General features: G+C 60.9%; 13 protein-coding genes and 1 tRNA gene. 9 read left to right on the top strand and 5 right to left on the bottom strand.

All coding sequences use genetic code 11. The features are described from left to right. Window positions 1-157: 157 nt before the first annotated feature. Window positions 158-1,954: a PAS domain-containing sensor histidine kinase gene (locus tag THIDRDRAFT_RS12450; RefSeq protein WP_007041208.1), complete on the top strand. Its 1,797-nt coding sequence runs from the start codon at window positions 158-160 to the stop codon at window positions 1,952-1,954. Here the strand turns inward: THIDRDRAFT_RS12450 and tsaD are convergent. Next, the gene (gene tsaD / locus THIDRDRAFT_RS12445) at window positions 1,922-2,968 is read right to left on the bottom strand and encodes a tRNA (adenosine(37)-N6)-threonylcarbamoyltransferase complex transferase subunit TsaD (RefSeq protein WP_007041207.1); all 1,047 of its coding nucleotides are present in this window, start codon (window positions 2,966-2,968) and stop codon (window positions 1,922-1,924) included. The two genes, THIDRDRAFT_RS12450 and tsaD, sit on opposite strands and share 33 nt — an antisense overlap. A gap of 155 nt (window positions 2,969-3,123) precedes the next feature. Between tsaD and rpsU the strand changes: the two genes are divergently transcribed. The 5 genes from rpsU to THIDRDRAFT_RS12420 all read left to right on the top strand — a co-directional run bounded on the left by rpsU (window position 3,124) and on the right by THIDRDRAFT_RS12420 (window position 7,943). After that, a complete protein-coding gene (gene rpsU / locus THIDRDRAFT_RS12440) occupies window positions 3,124-3,339 on the top strand; it encodes a 30S ribosomal protein S21 (RefSeq protein ID WP_007041206.1) in 216 nt (71 codons plus the stop codon). Window positions 3,340-3,542: 203 nt separating this feature from the next. Then, window positions 3,543-3,986, top strand: coding sequence for a GatB/YqeY domain-containing protein (locus THIDRDRAFT_RS12435; protein ID WP_007041205.1), 444 nt, complete (start codon window positions 3,543-3,545; stop codon window positions 3,984-3,986). A 19-nt stretch (window positions 3,987-4,005) separates the two neighbouring features. Continuing rightward, window positions 4,006-5,760, top strand: coding sequence for a DNA primase (gene dnaG / locus THIDRDRAFT_RS12430; RefSeq protein WP_007041204.1), 1,755 nt, complete (start codon window positions 4,006-4,008; stop codon window positions 5,758-5,760). A 208-nt stretch (window positions 5,761-5,968) separates the two neighbouring features. Then, complete coding sequence (gene rpoD / locus THIDRDRAFT_RS12425) at window positions 5,969-7,828, top strand: RNA polymerase sigma factor RpoD (RefSeq protein WP_007041203.1); 1,860 nt, start codon at window positions 5,969-5,971, stop codon at window positions 7,826-7,828. A 39-nt stretch (window positions 7,829-7,867) separates the two neighbouring features. Then, a tRNA-Ile gene (locus THIDRDRAFT_RS12420) sits at window positions 7,868-7,943 on the top strand. A gap of 66 nt (window positions 7,944-8,009) precedes the next feature. Here THIDRDRAFT_RS12420 and THIDRDRAFT_RS12415 read toward each other — a convergent pair. The 3 genes from THIDRDRAFT_RS12415 to THIDRDRAFT_RS12405 all read right to left on the bottom strand — a co-directional run bounded on the left by THIDRDRAFT_RS12415 (window position 8,010) and on the right by THIDRDRAFT_RS12405 (window position 10,246). Further along, window positions 8,010-9,062, bottom strand: a complete 1,053-nt coding sequence (locus THIDRDRAFT_RS12415) for a site-specific integrase (RefSeq protein WP_007041202.1) — start codon at window positions 9,060-9,062, stop codon at window positions 8,010-8,012. A 2-nt stretch (window positions 9,063-9,064) separates the two neighbouring features. Beyond that, complete coding sequence (locus THIDRDRAFT_RS12410) at window positions 9,065-9,274, bottom strand: DUF4224 domain-containing protein (RefSeq protein ID WP_007041201.1); 210 nt, start codon at window positions 9,272-9,274, stop codon at window positions 9,065-9,067. A gap of 507 nt (window positions 9,275-9,781) precedes the next feature. After that, window positions 9,782-10,246: a helix-turn-helix domain-containing protein gene (locus THIDRDRAFT_RS12405; protein WP_007041200.1), complete on the bottom strand. Its 465-nt coding sequence runs from the start codon at window positions 10,244-10,246 to the stop codon at window positions 9,782-9,784. Window positions 10,247-10,461: 215 nt separating this feature from the next. Here THIDRDRAFT_RS12405 and THIDRDRAFT_RS23840 point away from each other — a divergent pair, with 215 nt between their 5' ends. Together THIDRDRAFT_RS23840 and THIDRDRAFT_RS12395 are read left to right on the top strand one after the other, a co-directional pair. Continuing rightward, window positions 10,462-11,430 (top strand): hypothetical protein, encoded by a 969-nt coding sequence (locus THIDRDRAFT_RS23840; protein WP_139058718.1) that lies wholly within the window; start codon window positions 10,462-10,464, stop codon window positions 11,428-11,430. Beyond that, a complete protein-coding gene (locus THIDRDRAFT_RS12395; RefSeq protein WP_007041198.1) occupies window positions 11,408-12,199 on the top strand; it encodes a hypothetical protein in 792 nt (263 codons plus the stop codon). The genes THIDRDRAFT_RS23840 and THIDRDRAFT_RS12395 overlap by 23 nt, the downstream gene beginning before the upstream one ends. 20 nt (window positions 12,200-12,219) lie before the next feature. On the opposite strand, the gene THIDRDRAFT_RS12390 is transcribed toward THIDRDRAFT_RS12395, so the two are convergent. Then, window positions 12,220-13,830: a SagB/ThcOx family dehydrogenase gene (locus THIDRDRAFT_RS12390; protein ID WP_007041197.1), complete on the bottom strand. Its 1,611-nt coding sequence runs from the start codon at window positions 13,828-13,830 to the stop codon at window positions 12,220-12,222. Window positions 13,831-14,638: 808 nt separating this feature from the next. Here THIDRDRAFT_RS12390 and THIDRDRAFT_RS12385 point away from each other — a divergent pair. After that, on the top strand, window positions 14,639-16,501 hold the full coding sequence (locus tag THIDRDRAFT_RS12385) for a retron Ec67 family RNA-directed DNA polymerase/endonuclease (RefSeq protein ID WP_342610869.1): 1,863 nt from the start codon (window positions 14,639-14,641) through the stop codon (window positions 16,499-16,501). The last annotated feature ends 40 nt before the right edge of the window (window positions 16,502-16,541 follow it).

Here is a 16,541-nt window from a genome sequence, read left to right as displayed (position 1 = left end):
TGGCCGTTTTGACTGATTGAGTGTTTTCGACAGTGCGGCGGCTCGGGATGGCCTGCCGGGGGCCGCCGGTACGTCAGCGGTTGCGCTCGCTATACTGGGGCGCACACGGGGTCCGGGGGGGCGGATGGCATGGTAAAGCAAGAGTTGGGGTGCTTCGATGAGTGATAAGGGCGCGGGTTCAGGGTCGAGCGAGCGGAGTTCCGAGGGGTTTGGTCTGGATGAGTTGCAGCGACTGGACCGGGGTTCGCTGGAGGCCCAGTTCGATGCATTGGTGTCCGCACTGGGCGCCGCGCGCGAGGCCCATGACGCCCAACGCTGCATGATGCTGGATCTGCAGAGCCATCAGATCGAACTCGAAATCCAGGGTCGGGAATTGCGCGAGACCCAGAAGGCGCTCGAGCTTTCGCGCAATCACTATGCGCGTCTGTTCGAAGAGGCCCCGGTCGGTTATGTGGTCTTCGATCGGGAGGGGCGGATCCGTGCCGTCAATCTTGCGGCATCCTGTCTGATCGGCCGCCCTGCGTCCGAGCTGGAAGGTGCCTCGTTGCTGGATTTCGTCGTCGATTCGGAACCGCTCGATCTTCTCGCGCATCTCGGAGAGGTCTTCGATGCGTCGGATGGTTTGGGTGAATCCTGCGATCTGACCCTGCATTTCGCCGATTCGGATGGCGTTCGCGTGGTGCGGCTGTGCTCGGTGAGACGCGAGGCCGTATCTGGACCCGAATGCATGGCCGTCCTGCTCGACATTACCGCAGAGCATCGGGTCGAGGCCGAGCGCCAAGCGAACGAGCGATTGCGTCAGGCGGTCTTGGATGCCTTGCCGTCTCAGATCGCGGTGCTGGATCGTGCCGGAAACATCATCGCGGCGAATCGCGCCTGGCGCGAGTTTGCGGAGGAAAGCGGTGTTTCGGAGGATCTGCGCAACGCGGTTCGCTCCGACCACTTGATCGCCTGTTGTTCGGGGGAGGCCGATCGGATTCGGGGCGAGGGCGAATCCTCCAGCGGGATTCTTCAGGTGCTCAATCGCGAGCGTACTGCCTTCAGTGCCGAATACCCCTGCCATACCGCTCAATGCAAGCGTTGGTTCGTGATGCGGGCCGTTGCGCTCGAAGGCGAGCAGGAGGGCGCGGTGGTGTCCTATGTCGACGTCACCGAGCGTCGTCTGGCCGAGGAGGACGCGCGTCGCGCCCGCGATGCGCTGGCTCAGGTCGCCCGGCTCAACGCGGTCGGAATCCTGGCTTCATCCTTGATTCACGAACTGCTCCAACCGCTGAGTTCGGCGAGTTTCTTCTGCAGCGCGGCCTCGCAGTTGGCCGAGGGACCGGCGGCCGACCCGGCGCGTCTGGTCGATGTCATCGGGCGCGTCAGCGGGCAGATCCAGCGGGCGGGAGATATCATGGAGCGTCTGCGGGTGTTTCTGCGCGGTCGCAAGATGCACAAGGTGACTGCCTCTCTGGATCAGGTAGTGCGGGGCGCTTTCGCCCTCGTGCAATGGTTCGCCTCGGACCGCAAGGTGTTGCTCCGACTGGCGGTCCCGGATGAACTCCCGGAACTCTTGATCGATCCGGTCCAGATCGAGCAGATTTTGGTGAATCTCATCTGCAACGCGGTCCAGGCGATCGATGCGATCGATCCGCCGCGACGTGAGGTGAGCATCGAGGTTGTGCCGGGGGACACGGAGATCCTCATGGTGGTGCGTGATAGCGGGCCGGGTCTGCCGAACGGTCGGCACGAAACGGTGTTCGATATCTTCGAGTCCACCAACGACTCCAGCCTCGGGCTGGGGCTGGCGATCAGCCGTTCGATCGCCGAGGCGCACGGAGGTCGTCTCTGGGCCGACCCCGGAAATGCCGAGGGCGCGGTGTTTTGTCTGACGCTGCCGCTGCCCGAGGCCGACCCGACGGCTGTCGGTCAGGAGCGGTTAGATCAAGGGGTTGGCGGATTGGACGCATGACAGCCCTTCCATTGGCCAGCGCGCCTTAGGCCTGAAGTTGAGCGGCTCATGCTGACCGGCCTGCAGTCGATGCCAGCCGGCGTAGGCGATCATGGCGCCGTTGTCGGTGCAGAAATTGGGGCGCGGGTAATAGGTCTCTCCGCCCTCGGCCGCGATGGCCGCGTTCATCCGCTCGCGTAGTCGACGGTTGGCGCTGACGCCACCCGCGAGTACGAGTCGGCGTCTGCCGGCGGTTTTCAGTGCACGGCGACATTTGATGACCAGCGTGTCGACGACGGCCTCCTCGAAGGCGCGGGCGATGTCGGCGCGCGTCTGTTCGGGGTCTTCCGCTTTCGGCAGTTCGGTGCGCAGACAGTTGAGCGCGAACGTCTTGAGTCCGCTGAAGCTGAACTCGAGTCCCGGACGATCGGTCATGGGTCGCGGGAAGCGGAATCGCGCCGGATCGCCGTGCTCGGCAAGTTTGGCCAATTCGGGGCCGCCAGGGTAGGGGAGTCCGAGGATCTTGGCGGTCTTGTCGAAGGCCTCGCCAGCGGCATCGTCGAGCGATTCGCCGAGGACGCGGTACTCGCCGATCCCGGCCACGTCGACCAGTTGGGTGTGCCCGCCCGAGACCAACAGCGCGACGAATGGGAATTCCGGTGCCGGCGTCTCGATGAGCGGTGCGAGCAGATGCCCCTCCATGTGATGCACGCCGATGGCCGGACGTCCCCAGGCCCAGGCCAGGCTGCGACCGAGCGCCGAGCCTACCAGCAGGGCGCCGATCAGTCCGGGGCCAGCGGTATAGGCGACGCCATCGATGGAGGAGGGCGCGGTCTCGGATTCCTCCAGCACCTGATGGATCAGCGGCAAGGCCTTGCGCACATGGTCGCGGGACGCGAGTTCGGGCACCACGCCGCCATACTGGGCGTGGATCTCTATCTGGCTGTAGATCGCATGTGCGATCAACCCCCGATCTCCGTCATAGATGGCGACACCCGTTTCGTCACAGGATGTCTCGATACCCAATACACGCATGCGTTCAAACTCCGCCCAGCCGGCTCTCGTACGATCTAGCTCGGCATCATATTCTTTTTTGCATTCAAGGTTAATTGGTCGTTATACTTGGCGATCTTTTTACCGTTGATCCATCAATCATCGATCCTAACAACCCGGAGAAGCGAAGGACTCCTATGCCCAGCGTTCGCGTCAAAGAAAACGAGCCATTCGAAGTCGCTATGCGGCGTTTTAAGCGTTCCTGCGAGAAGGCAGGTGTGCTTGCAGAAGTTCGCCGTCGTGAGTTCTACGAGAAGCCCACTTCCGAGCGGAAGCGCAAGAAGGCAGCGGCCGTCAAGCGTCACCAGAAGAAGCTGCAGCGCGAATCCCGTCGCTGGGAACGTCCGTACTGATCGGGCGCCCGAGGCGCGTCCTCGGGGTCATGGAGGACAGCCGCCGCCAGACGGCTGCCCATGTGGGCCTCATCGGTGGGTGCGCGATCCAGCCAGCCACATCGCGCGTTCGTCGAGGTCGAGCCTGAGTTCTTCGGGCCTGTCGACGATCCATCATCCAGTCCACGCGTTGATTTACCAGCTCAAGGCTTCAGTTGTCACTCATGCTCAAGCAGCAAATCCAGGATGCCATGAAGGCCGCCATGAAGGCGGGCGAGAAAGATAAGCTCGGCGTGATTCGCCTCATCATGGCTGCGATCAAGCAGCGCGAGGTCGACGAGCGTATCGAGCTCGATGACGCTCAGGTGCTCGCCGTGCTCGATAAGATGGTCAAGCAGCGCCGCGACTCCATCTCGCAATACGAATCCGCTGGCCGTGAAGACCTGGCCGAGGTCGAGCGCTTCGAGGTCGGCATCATCCAGGCCTATCTGCCAACGCCTCTGACCGAGGCCGAGATCGCCCAGATGGTCGAGTCCGCCGTCTCCGAGACGGGTGCCGCCGCCATGAGCGACATGGGTAAGGTCATGGGTGTTCTGCGTCCCCAGATTCAGGGGCGCGCGGACATGGGTGCTGTCAGTGCACTCGTGAAACAGCGACTCGGGAGCTGATTCCCGCTGTCCGGCGATCATGGCTGGCAGGATTCCATCAGAATTCATTGACGATCTCCTGGCGCGGACAGACATCGTCGACCTTATCGGGTCGCGCGTCCAGCTCCGCAAGGCGGGTAAGGACTACCAAGCCCGCTGCCCCTTCCACGACGAGAAGACGCCGTCCTTCACCGTCAGTCCGGACAAGCAGTTCTATCACTGCTTCGGTTGTGGAGCCCATGGCTCTGCGATCGGCTTCCTCATGGAATACGACCGCCTCCCGTTCCGCGAGGCGGTCGAGGAACTGGCTCAGCGCGCCGGAGTTCCTATTCCCGACGCTGGCGATACCTTGCCTGCCGGGCCGGATCACGGGCCGCTCTATGCACTGCTCGAGCAGGCGGCAACGCTCTATCGAGAGCAATTGCGTGATGTCCAGCACGCAGGTCGCGCCGTTGAGTATCTCAAGTCCCGTGGGTTGAGCGGCGAGATCGCCGGTGCTTTCAATCTGGGGTACGCGCCGCCGGGGCACGACTTTCTCCTGTCGCGATTAGGGGCGACCGCCGAGCAGCGCGAGCGGTTGATGTCGGTTGGCCTGCTCGCTGAGTCGGATGGGCGGCGCTACGACCGCTTCCGCGACCGTGTCATGTTTCCGATCCGGGATCGGCGTGGGCGTGTCATCGGCTTCGGTGGACGCCTGCTGGGTGACGGCAAGCCCAAATATCTGAATTCGCCGGAGACCCCGCTGTTCCACAAAGGGCGGGAACTCTATGGCCTGTTCGAGGCTCAAAAGGCAGATCGCAAGCTCGGTTCGCTCTTGATCGTCGAGGGATATCTGGATGTCATTGCGCTGGCCCAGTTCGGGATCACCAACGCGGTGGCGACTCTGGGTACGGCGACGACGGCCGATCATTTGCAGCAGTTGCTGCGTACCGTGCCCGAAGTCGTCTTCTGCTTCGACGGAGATCGCGCTGGACGCTCTGCCGCCTGGAAGGCTCTGGAAACGGCGCTGCCGCTGGTGACTGGGCATCAATCGATCCGTTTCCTGTTTCTGCCCGAGGGTGAGGATCCCGATACCCTGGTGCGCGCTCAGGGCGCCGAGGGCATGAGTCGCTTGGTGAATGGCGCCACTCCGCTGTCCGAATTCCTGTTCGATCATCTGACCGATCAGGTCGACATGACCAGCATCGATGGGCGCGCCAGGCTTGGCAATCTCGCCAAGCCTTTGCTCGATCGGATGCCGGTCGGGCTCTATCGGGATCTGGTCTCGAATCGCATCGCCAATCTGACGGGGCTCACGACGACGCCGAAGTCGCGTTCGGCTGGCCGTCGTGGTCCGGTTGTCTCTCAGCGACCGATGCGGTTGAGTCTGGTCGCCCAGGCGATCGCGCTACTGCTCGATCATCCCGAGCTGGTGACGCGGGTCGTCGAGCAGGCCGACGATCGCTGGAGGCGCTCCAGCAATCCTGGCATCGATGTGCTTGCGGAGCTGCTGGATATGCTCGCGGCCGCGCCAGGGCTGAGCAAGGCCGCCCTCTTGGAGCGTTGGCGCGAGCATCGGCATTTCGCGTATCTGCAGCGTTTGAGTGTCGACTCTTTCCTGCGGGATATCGCCGAGGAAGACGTTGGCGCCGAGCTGATCGGTGCTCTGGAGCGATTGAGCGAGGAGGCCGTCAAGGCAGAGCACAGTCGACGCTTCAATCTGCGCAGTACGACCGATTGGTCCCCCGAGGAGCGCGCCCGGCTGGTATGTGAGGCACGGAGCGCGCGGCGTCGAAGTGATGATCCCGATGAGTGAGTTGGTGTCTGTCAACTGGTTTTTTCATCGGTTTCTACTATCTATTGTTTGGCCGATAAAGGATTGGGTTGCCCCAATAATCGGCGCTTGACTTGCAATCTGACAATCCAGCCTTTATTTCGTTGGCTGGATAATCAAAAACTATGCTAGACTGCGGAGTTCGCTTTTCGAGCCGCCTTCCGCCGCCGCACCGAGTCTAAGGTATCCCATGGATCAAGAACAGCAACAGTCTCAGCTGAAGCAACTGATCGCCAAGGGCAAAGAGCAGGGTTATCTGACCTATACCGAGGTCAACGACCATTTGCCACCTGGTATCGTCGAGACTGATCAAATCGAAGATATCGTTCGTATGATCAATGACATGGGGATTATGGTCCAGGAGACCGCCCCCGATGTCGTCGATCAAACCCTGAGCGATTCAGCGGTGTCCGACGATGAGGCCGCCGAGGCTGCGGCCGCTGCGCTGGCCACCGTCGACAGCGAGTTTGGTCGGACGACCGACCCCGTACGCATGTATATGCGCGAGATGGGCACCGTCGAACTGCTGACCCGCGAAGGCGAGTTGACGATCGCCAAACGGATCGAAGACGGCCTTACCCAGGTTCTGACCGCGCTTTCCGTCTATCCGCGTTCCATCGAGAAGCTGATCGAGATCTTCGATCGCGTCGAACGCGAAGAGACGCGTCTTACCGACGTCATCTCCGGTTTCAACGACCTCGAAGAAGAGCCCGAAACGCCTGTTCCGTCCTCGCCCGCCGCTGCAAGTGTCCACTCCGACAAATCGGACGAGGATACCGACGGCGATGAGGACTCCGACGACGATGATGACGATGATGCAGCCGTCGTGGATACGGGGCCAGACCCGGAGGAAGCCGCGCGTCGTGCGGCCCTGCTGCGCGATGGCTTCGAGGTTCTGCGGGTCTCCTTGGAGCAGCACGGTCGCGACGACGAGCGCTCCCGCGCGGCCATGGCTGCCGTCTCCGAGATCTTCCTGCAGTTCAAGCTGGTAGCGCCCGTCTTCCAGGAACTCGCCGAAATCCTGCGTGGCACGATCGAGCGTATCCGCAGTCAGGAACGTCTCATCATGAGTATGTGCGTCGACCAGGCCGGAATGCCGCGCAAGCAGTTCATCGAGACCTTCCCGCGCAACGAGACCAACTCCGAATGGTTGGATCAGCTGCTGGCTAGCGGGCATTCCTACGCCACCCGTCTCGAGGAAAACGCCTCCGAGATCCGGCGCGCCCAGCGCAAGCTGCAAGAGGTCGAACGCGAGAACTACCTCACCATCGGCGAGATCAAGGAAGTCAACCGCAAGATGTCGATCGGCGAGGCCAAGGCTCGTCGCGCCAAGAAAGAGATGGTCGAGGCCAACCTGCGCCTGGTCATCTCGATCGCCAAGAAATACACCAATCGCGGCCTGCAATTCCTGGATCTCATCCAGGAGGGCAACATCGGTCTCATGAAAGCGGTCGATAAATTCGAATATCGCCGTGGCTACAAGTTCTCGACCTACGCGACCTGGTGGATCCGTCAAGCCATCACGCGCTCGATCGCCGACCAGGCGCGCACCATCCGTATCCCGGTGCACATGATCGAGACCATCAACAAGCTCAACCGCATCTCCCGCCAGATGATCCAGGAAATGGGTCGCGAGGCCACGCCGGAAGAGCTTGCCGAGCGCATGGAAATGCCGGAAGACAAGGTCCGCAAGGTCCTCAAGATCGCCAAAGAGCCAATCTCCATGGAGACGCCGATCGGTGACGACGAAGACTCGCATCTTGGCGATTTCATTGAGGACAGCGGTGTCATCTCGCCGGTCGATTCAGCCACGGCTGAAGGTCTGCGTGAAGCCACACAGAACATGCTCTCCAGCCTGACATCGCGCGAGGCCAAGGTGCTGCGCATGCGTTTCGGCATCGACATGAACACCGACCACACCCTCGAAGAGGTCGGCAAGCAGTTCGACGTTACCCGTGAGCGCATCCGTCAGATCGAAGCCAAAGCGCTGCGCAAGCTGCGCCATCCGACCCGATCGGATAAACTTCGCAGTTTCCTCGACACGGACTGACCCCTCGGCGCCAGGGACGGCGTCAAACCCCACCTCTACGGGCCGTTAGCACAGCGGTTAGTGCAGGGGACTCATAATCCCTTGGTCGTAGGTTCGAATCCTACACGGCCCACCATTTAATCAAGCACTTACAATCCGTGCGATACCTGATCTGACCGGATTTGGTAAAATCTCCTGAAAATTATCGGGTCGCGGGAGCCTTTGACGGCAGCACATCGTAGACCTTGAGCATGGCTGCGGAGCGGTGTCCGGAGGCGGCTAGCTTGTCTCCCTCGGCATCGCTAACGCCCTTGCGCTTGAGGTCGTGAATCGAATAGCGCTCATGACCTTGCTTCGCCCACTCGACCATGGCGCGTTGCCAGGCGGTCTGTACCGTGGTTTCGGACAGTCGCCCCCGAGCGGGTCCCGGTATCAGATACAGGCTGGCGATGTTGCCGTGCAGGTTCAACGCAATGTCGACGGCCGCGCGTAAGCGCGGGGTCCATCCGGTCAGCGCATCCTTGCTTCCTTTGCGGCGGGCGGCGAAGAGTCCGTCCTCGCGCACATTCTCACGGCGCAGATCCAGTACCTCAGAGAGCCTCAAACGACTGAGATAGGCCAGCTCGGACACCGGGACCAAGTAGGCATAGCGTGCGCCCGCGAAGGTGAGAAAGGCGGCATATTCCTCATCCGAGACATAACGCTGACGTGGTGGCTCCTTGAGTGCCTTGACCCCGCGTGCGGGATTGCTGGGCATCAGATCGCGCTCAACCGCCCAGCTGAAGAGACGTCGCAGATAACGCAGCTCGTGGTTGGCACGGCTACGCGCCTCCTCGCCACGCTTGTCGACGTAAGCGCGCACCGCGCCCGGCGTCCAGTCGGTTAAGCGGCTCTCTGCTACCTGCAGACCGGATTTGGTCTTGGCCGCCTGAATCATCTCAGCGCAGCGGTGGTAATCGTGCTGTGTGGCCGGAGCTAGATCCTTCCAGGCTGGGGATGCCTCGAAGAGCTCCACCAACGCCTTCAGCGTTTGTGTCGGCGGCTCTCGACTCAGACGCTCATAGGCATCCCAGATCTCGCGCAGGGTTGCTGCGGGGCCAGCCAAGCGAATGGCCTTGCACTTCTTCGTTGAGGCGTCGTAAGGCTTCCAGATCCAGCGACCGTGTCCGGTCGGATCCCAGTAGACATAGGTCGGTAGTGCGTCCGGTTTGATCCCGTTTGGGAGAACCCGGCGTTGGCGTGGGCGTGGTGACATGGTCAGAAGTCTAAGCGCTGGCGTTGGGGTGTGTCGGCCTCTGGGTGTAATCCCATGGCTGCCTCCACAGCCGAGACGGTTGTGCAAAGCCCTTTCTTGACACGAAGATAGCGCACGCCATTGCGTTGGCACCACGCCTCGATGGCGGCGACCTGCTTCAGCCCCGTCAGGTCTTCGAGGTCTTCTTGCGTAAGGGTTGCCGGGTGTTTCATTGTGACCGCTCAAAGCTATGGTGCGCCCCCGAATCAGTGCTGGCGCTCTTGGCGGGGCGATACATGCCAACGAGGTGGATCCTGTCCTTGCGCTGCTGTCATGTGATGTGTCTGTGTCATCGTCATCCCCGTCGAGAAGCCTTGCAGAGCGAGTGAGGTGTCAGATCCAGGGGCGTGCTCCGTGCGTAGTCTCCGATCCTCTCCAACTGGTCATGGGCTGATGTTGATGCTGGGCCATGTCGGTTGGCAGCGGGGTGTCGGCGTCCCTATGTTGCGATCGTCATCGCTCCGCGATGAGTGAGGCTGAACAAAGGTCGTTGAGACGCGCTGCAGAACTTGGATCGATAAAAGTAAAGTTAGCTTCACTCTTGATGTCAAGTTCCATTGCGTTGCGGTGGTGCGGAGGCGGCTCCTCATCGTATGAGGTGCTTAGCTTCGCTGCCCGGTCAGGAGTGGGCGCGCCGTTTTCTAACGGTTCTCTGGCAGGATGGTTGACTCAGAAGCGTCTCAGAGTGGCGTCGGTGGATCCTCATCCTGCCCGAGGAGGAGTTCGATCGCCTTGGCGATCCGCGCCCCCGCCGGTGGGTTCTCCAGATAGCGCAGGACCAGGCGGGTCACATCTTCACGCACGCCCGGATCCGCTGTCGCCAAGCGGCGCGACAGATCATCGAGCAGCTCGGCGAGGGGGCGTTTCTCCGAAGTAAGGGCGTGGATGGATTCCTCTGCTGCTGCAGCAGTGGTCGGAGGGGGGTCTAAGTCAAGCATGGGCTCTGTGCCATGCAGCAGCCAGTCCGGATTCACCCCGCGCGAGCGCTTCAGCGCATTCAGCGCCTCCCACTGCGGCTCCGTGATCCCTCGCTCCCATTGTGAGACCGCCTGCTTGGAGATCCCGCCGGCACAGTGGCCGAGTGCCGACTGGGTCAGCTTGAGTTGTTTGCGGAGGGTTTTGACGCGATCGGCGACAGTGCTCATGGGGGCAAGTTTACTTGACCTGACCGCCAGGTCAATTGACTTATCGGGTCGATTGAACTTTACTTTTTGCCATGATCACCTCATCCGATCGGATCACCGCCCTGGGAACGCTGTCCGCTGTGGATCACGCGGGCGGCGAGTGCATCAGGCCCAGGGGGCCGCTGGGGGTGGTGCGCGCGCGGTTGATCGGCCTGGATCGCGGGTGATTGCAGGCCGTGGCCATCCGACTCGAAGACGCGGAACTGGCCGCGCTCAGCGGACAACGCCCTGAGCTCTGGCAACTCTACATCGTGCTGAGAACCCTCATGGACTATCACAGCGGTTTTGTCGGCCATACCCGTCGCATCTCCTGGCGCGCCTTGCAGGAGGCACTCTACATCGAGCCCGGGCAGGGGCTCGAAGGCACCGGCACTCCCACCAAGGCCAAGGTCCGGCGCCTCGCCGAAGGGCTTGAGCGCGCCGGTTTGGTGCGCAATCGCAGCGCCTTGAAACAGCTTATTTTTTTCCTTCCTTTAGCCATCACGGATCAGTCTGCGCCAAATAAACCCGGCACAAACCCGGCACAAACCCGGCATACCCATCCCGGCACCTCAGACTCCAGCAACGATGCGGTCTGCGGGCCAGATCCACCCATAACCCGGCAGGTTCCGATTTCGAAAGGGACCGTCAAAGCCGGCACACCTCCGGTATCCGGTATCCGGAAAGAAAAGACGGTGCTTACGCACATGTCGCGTGACGGGCCGTTTTCGGCTTCCGATGGCGGCGTTGGACCAACCCCTGCGCCGAGCGCCCCCGACGCCCGACCTGACGGCCCTGTGGCCGTCCGCGCCGATGTCGTGCAGCCGATCTTCGCCTACTGGCAGCAGGTCATGGCCAAGCCCAAGGCCAAGCTGGACGCCAAGCGCCGATCCGCCATCGCCGCTCGGCTCAAGGACGGCTACACGCCAGCCGAACTGCAGCGCGCCATCGACGGCTGTCGCGCCTCCGCCTGGCACCAGGGCCGCAACGACCGTGGGCGCGCCTTCGACGACATCGCGCTCATCTGCCGCGACGCGGTCCATGTCGAGCAGTTCCTCGCACTCGCCGCTGACCAGCACGCCGAGCAAGCCGCGCTGGAGGCCTTTCTCAACCCAGACCCCGGTCCGCTGGAGGGGGAGTTCCATGTTGTGCGATCACGACCGTAAAGCCTTCTCGGACCTGCTCGACGCGCTCGGCGAGACCTACGGGCAGAGCGTGTCGGTCGGGCTCAAGCAGACCTGGTGGCGCCTGCTCGCCGACCGCCTGGATCTTGCGACCCTGCGCCAGGTCCTGGATTGCCACCTGCTGGACGCCGAGCGCGGGCGCTACTTCCCGCGCCCGAGCGACGTCATCGCCGTGCTGGAGCGCGCCGGCGGTGGACGCCCGAGTTCGGACGAGGCCTGGGCCTTGGCGGTGGACACCTTCGACGAGGCGGCGAGTGTGTGCGTCACCGAGGAGATCCTACGCGCCGCGACGGCCGCCGCATCGGTGTGGGAGTGCGGTGACCACGTTGGCGCACGCATGGCCTTCAAAGGCGCCTACGAGCGCCTGGTGGCCGAACGGCGTCGGCAAGGGCAATCGCCCCAGTGGCGGCTCTCGCTTGGCTGGGATCCCGCACGGCGGGTGGAGGCGGCGCAGCAGGCGGTGGCCGCCGGCAGGTTACCGGCCGAGGCGGTGCGGCACCTGCTGCCGGCGCCGGACGATGCGAGCACCCCGAAGCGATTGACCGCGACCGTGGTGGCCCTGCCGCAGACCGAGGAGGCCGTCACCCGCCAGCAGCTGAGGACACTCCGCGAGCTGATCCTGCGGGCGGTCCCACCCACGCCGGCACCACCCGCCGAGCGTGCGCAGGCCCGGCGTGAGCACATCGCGCAACGCAAGCGGACCGCTGCCAGGGACGTCGATCGCCTTCGTACCAGCCGAGGCGCCCCATGAGCCTTGTGGAAGACGCTTCCTCAAGCCGAGCGCTCGCCCAAGTGGGCATAGGGCGGCTCGGTACGCAGTCGAGGATCTTCGATGGGGCCACCGACGGTGAAGTGATAGAGCGACTGCCAGCGTCTGTCTTGGATGCCGAGCAGGTCGTGAACGGCGTCGTCGAAAAAGCAGCCGATCCCGGTCCCGCGCAGCCCGGCCGCCTCGGCCTCAAGATAGAGGATTTGGCCGAGGAGTCCGCACTCCCAGAACAATTCCCGGTAGCACCAGGGGCCGTGCTCAAGCGCCGCATCGAAGTCGGCCAGCATGGCGACCGCAAAGCTGCCGTCACTGGCGATGTCCTGATGACAGGAGAGGGCGCGAGCGGCGTTGCGCGCATCGCCCTCGACCAGGCGATAGAGCCCGAGGTGCGCGGGTGCGCCGTCCAGCGGCACCCAGGTCCACTCGGACCGGAGACCCCGGTGGAGCCGATCGCGATGCGCGGGCGCTCTCACCAGCACATAAAGCCCAGGTGTCACCCCCGCGACGCGATGCACGAAGAGGAGGAGGCTCACGCACGGCGCGCGTCGCCAGGCGTCGAAGGGAGGCGTCCCTGGCCTGGGTAAGAGCGCATCGAGCATGGAGATCCAGGCCTCGCGGGGCATCTGCGTCTGCCCATCGAAGTCGACGGCACTGCGGCGCTGACGAATCAGTGCCCCGGCCCCCAGGTCGCCGTCCAGTTGCGTGAGCGGTGACAGCGGCGCTGGGTCTGCGGGCGCTGTCTGCTGTGCCTTGTCACGCCAGCAGGCCCGATGCACCTGCTCGATCCCGCTCCAGCTCACATGGCCCGCGCTCAGGCGGTTCGCCTTGCCCAAGTAGGATCGGGGGCGGTCCAGCCAGGCGTCGATCATCTCGGCGTGCGCCGGCTCCGGCCCCACCCAGACCGCGAGATCGGGCGCCTCCGGCTCATCCGGGTCGAAGTCCGTCTCGCGGTCGATGCCGAGCAGGGCTGCGAGTCTCTGGTCGGACCATCCGAGCGGCTCGACGCGCCAGCCGAGTGTCGCGGCCGCATAGGCGATGGCGGCCAGCGCGTGCCCGACATCGTGCTGACAATAGCGATAGGCACGCAGCCCGTACTTCCAGGCTTCACGCCAATGAACGCTGGTCATGGCGAGGATGACGCCGCGCGGGTCGCCTGTGTCGCCGGATCCTTCGACGTCGATGCCGCGCCGTTCCAGACAATGATCGTGGCTGTGGTAGTGGTAGATTCCACCAGCCAGTCCCGGACAGCCCGCTGTGATGAGATAGCCTTCGGTCGGATGCAGATTGCCGCTGGAGGGATTGCAACGCAACGCCCAACGGGCATCGCCATAAACCTTCCAGGCAGAGAGTCCAAAAGAGCACCCGAGGAGGGTACCTAGGTGCTGGAGATCGACACTCGCCGGTGCCGGCCGTTCACCCGCTCGGATGGCTGCGAACGCAGGTCCGCCGTTGCTGGCGAGCGGCAACGGAATGCGTGGCGCGCCCTCAAAAGAGCGAAAGGGATGAGGTTGAGTCGCCCAGTCCAGGCCTCCGGGTCCGGGCGCATAGCGCTCGGGGCGGTGCTTGCTGTCGAAATGATAGGCATAGACCTGTCTCAGCCGTGCGTCTGTCATCGCGTTCTACCTGCCTGGCGTGCCAATTCGAGGGTGTAAGCATCAGATCTCGGGCCGAGACACTCAGATATCGACCTGCTCGCGCTGTCGCGCGGCTCGGTGCATCCTGAGGGGAGAAATCGCACGCCCGGTGTGAGCGAAGGGAATCGCGTTGCGACGGTACGCCAGGTTGTCAGCATGACCGATAGGATCGCCAAGTCAGGCAAGTCGATTGCTGGCTTCTAAAGCGGCCACCGGTCGATTGCAGGTCGGTGACTTTTCGATCCTGGAAGCGGAAAATCGGCCTGCTCGGCTCAGAGGTCGTTCTGTCCCATGAGCGGTCATCAACCCCCTAGCCAAGAGTGGCTGCTCCGAGCTGAGCTGCAGTCCCTCCGCATAAGGAGACATCTTCTAGCGAGCGGCCATACGCCAAACGGTCGTTTAGCTTCTTTAGATTTGTTCGATCACAGGGTGCGCCCGATCGTCATCGGATCACCCGATCAGTTCTGCCGAGGGGAGATGCTCCTAACCGTCTCTCGAATCTTGACTGAGAAACCGAATCTAGAAGTTCTTAGAGCCGAACAATCAATGGTCTATCGATAATCCGGATAGGCCGCCAAGGTATACATTGTCGGCACCGTCCCTGCGCCGAAAGCCTGACCCTGAGACGTAGCGACCCCTATCGCTTCATGTTAGAGTGTTAGCAGGGTCTATAGTCAGAATTTGTGCCATGTCATCGTGGTACGTGAAAGCCAATGTGCGGGGCTATGCTGGCACCGCCGTCCTTGTTGCTGAGGCATGATGCTAAGCTCCTTGTTTACGCAAAAGAGTGTCTATAGACCCTCCCCTTTCTCCACGTAGTCTGCGACTGTTCTTTTCTTCATCTCTAAAGCATTGCCCGCGACTACAGCTTACGAACACTCACTGTCGCGGGCATATTTTCAAGGACTGCGATCCAGTGTCCAAACTTTCGAGATTACGAGCCTGCAAGGATCTACGTGACCTAGCCAAACTACTTGGCTTTAGGCCTTCTGCCGTCTCTTACATTCTGTATATGGAATCAGACTCTGCCAAATATAGGGAGTTTGAGATTCCTAAAACAACAGGGGGCACACGCCAAATCTCAGCGCCACACCCAAAGCTCAAGCTGCTTCAGACCCGCCTATCTAACTTGCTTCAGGATTGCCTCGGTGAATTAGATAAGCTGAATGCAGACGCTCATCGGCTAGACTCGCTGGCGCACGGATTCAAGCGCGGCCGGTCAATCGTCACTAACGCCCAGAGACATCGGAATCGTCGCTGGGTTTTCAATCTTGATTTGGACGGATTCTTTAACGACATCAATTTTGGACGCGTACGAGGGTATTTCATCAAAGATAGGAACTTCTTACTTCAGCCAAAGGTGGCCACAGTGATCGCTCAAATAGCCTGCCACAAAGGCAGCCTACCTCAGGGGAGCCCATCGTCGCCGGTTATTTCCAACATGGTGGGCCGCATCATCGATCTACGGCTTTGTCGATTAGCTGCGCGGGCAGGCTGTAGATACACTCGGTACGCCGATGATCTCACATTCTCAACCAATAAGCGTAGCTTCCCTGAAGCCATTGCCGCCCGAGATTCGCAAAATGACAGCAGCTGGAGTCCTGGAGACGAATTAATAAAAATCATCAAAGAGTCCGGCTTTTCAATTAATTCGAAAAAAACACGCATGCAGTATCGCGAGTCTCGGCAGGAAGTTACAGGCTTGGTTGTTAACGATCGGGTAAATGTTCCTGCGACTTATAGACACACTGTCCGAGCGATGGTGCATCGACTATGCATGACAGGAACATTCGATATACAGAAAGCAACAATCTCAAGCACTAAACAATCAAATCAATCCGATCCAGGCAACCTGAGACAACTTCACGGGATGCTGGGTTTCATTGATGCGGTCGATAGATTCCACCAAAAAAACAAACCCAATGACGCTCATGATAAGCAGAAGCCGAGAGCCTCTGAACTTATATATCGAAGATTCTTGATTTATCAAAATTTCTACGCCGCAGAAAAACCTGTACTTATTTGCGAAGGGAAAACGGACAATATCTATATAACCTGTGCCATTAGAAGTCTAGCGCAACAATTTCCTGACCTAGCAAGAATAGATAAATCAGGAAAGATTTCCTTAGAAATTAGAAGATTCCGATACGCAAAGACGAGCACCGGGCGTATACTAGGGCTCAATGACGGAGGTGCCCCGGTGCTCAAAAATTTCATATGGGAATATAAAAAGGAGATTTCAAAATTTCGAGCGACTATTTCGAAACACCCGATTATTATTCTTATCGATAATGACAGTGCCTCAAAGCAGATTTTTGCCTCTCTCGGAAAGATCACAACAAGCAAAGTCTGCGGTAATGAACCTTTTATTCATGCCTTCGCAAACTTATACGTCGTGGCAACACCTATCCCAGAGGGAAAAGATTCTTCTGATATTGAGGATCTCTTTGATCAAGAAACACTGGGCGCGACTATTGACGGCAAGCGTTTCAGTCGCATAGTGGAGGATGAATCCCGTCACTATGGGAAGGCAGTGTTCGCCTACAAGGTCGTCAAGCCACGCGCGGACAAGATAGACTTTTCTGGATTTAGGGAACTTTTAGCTCGGTTCGTCCGAGCGATAGAGGACTACCAAGCGAAAATCCATTAGCAGCGCCCCATCCAGCCTCTCCTCGATATATCTCTCGAGG

Source organism: Thiorhodococcus drewsii AZ1 (assembly GCF_000224065.1).
Lineage (GTDB): Bacteria > Pseudomonadota > Gammaproteobacteria > Chromatiales > Chromatiaceae > Imhoffiella > Imhoffiella drewsii.
Note: the sequence above shows the minus strand (reverse complement) of the source record. Positions and strands in the feature narration are given on the sequence as shown.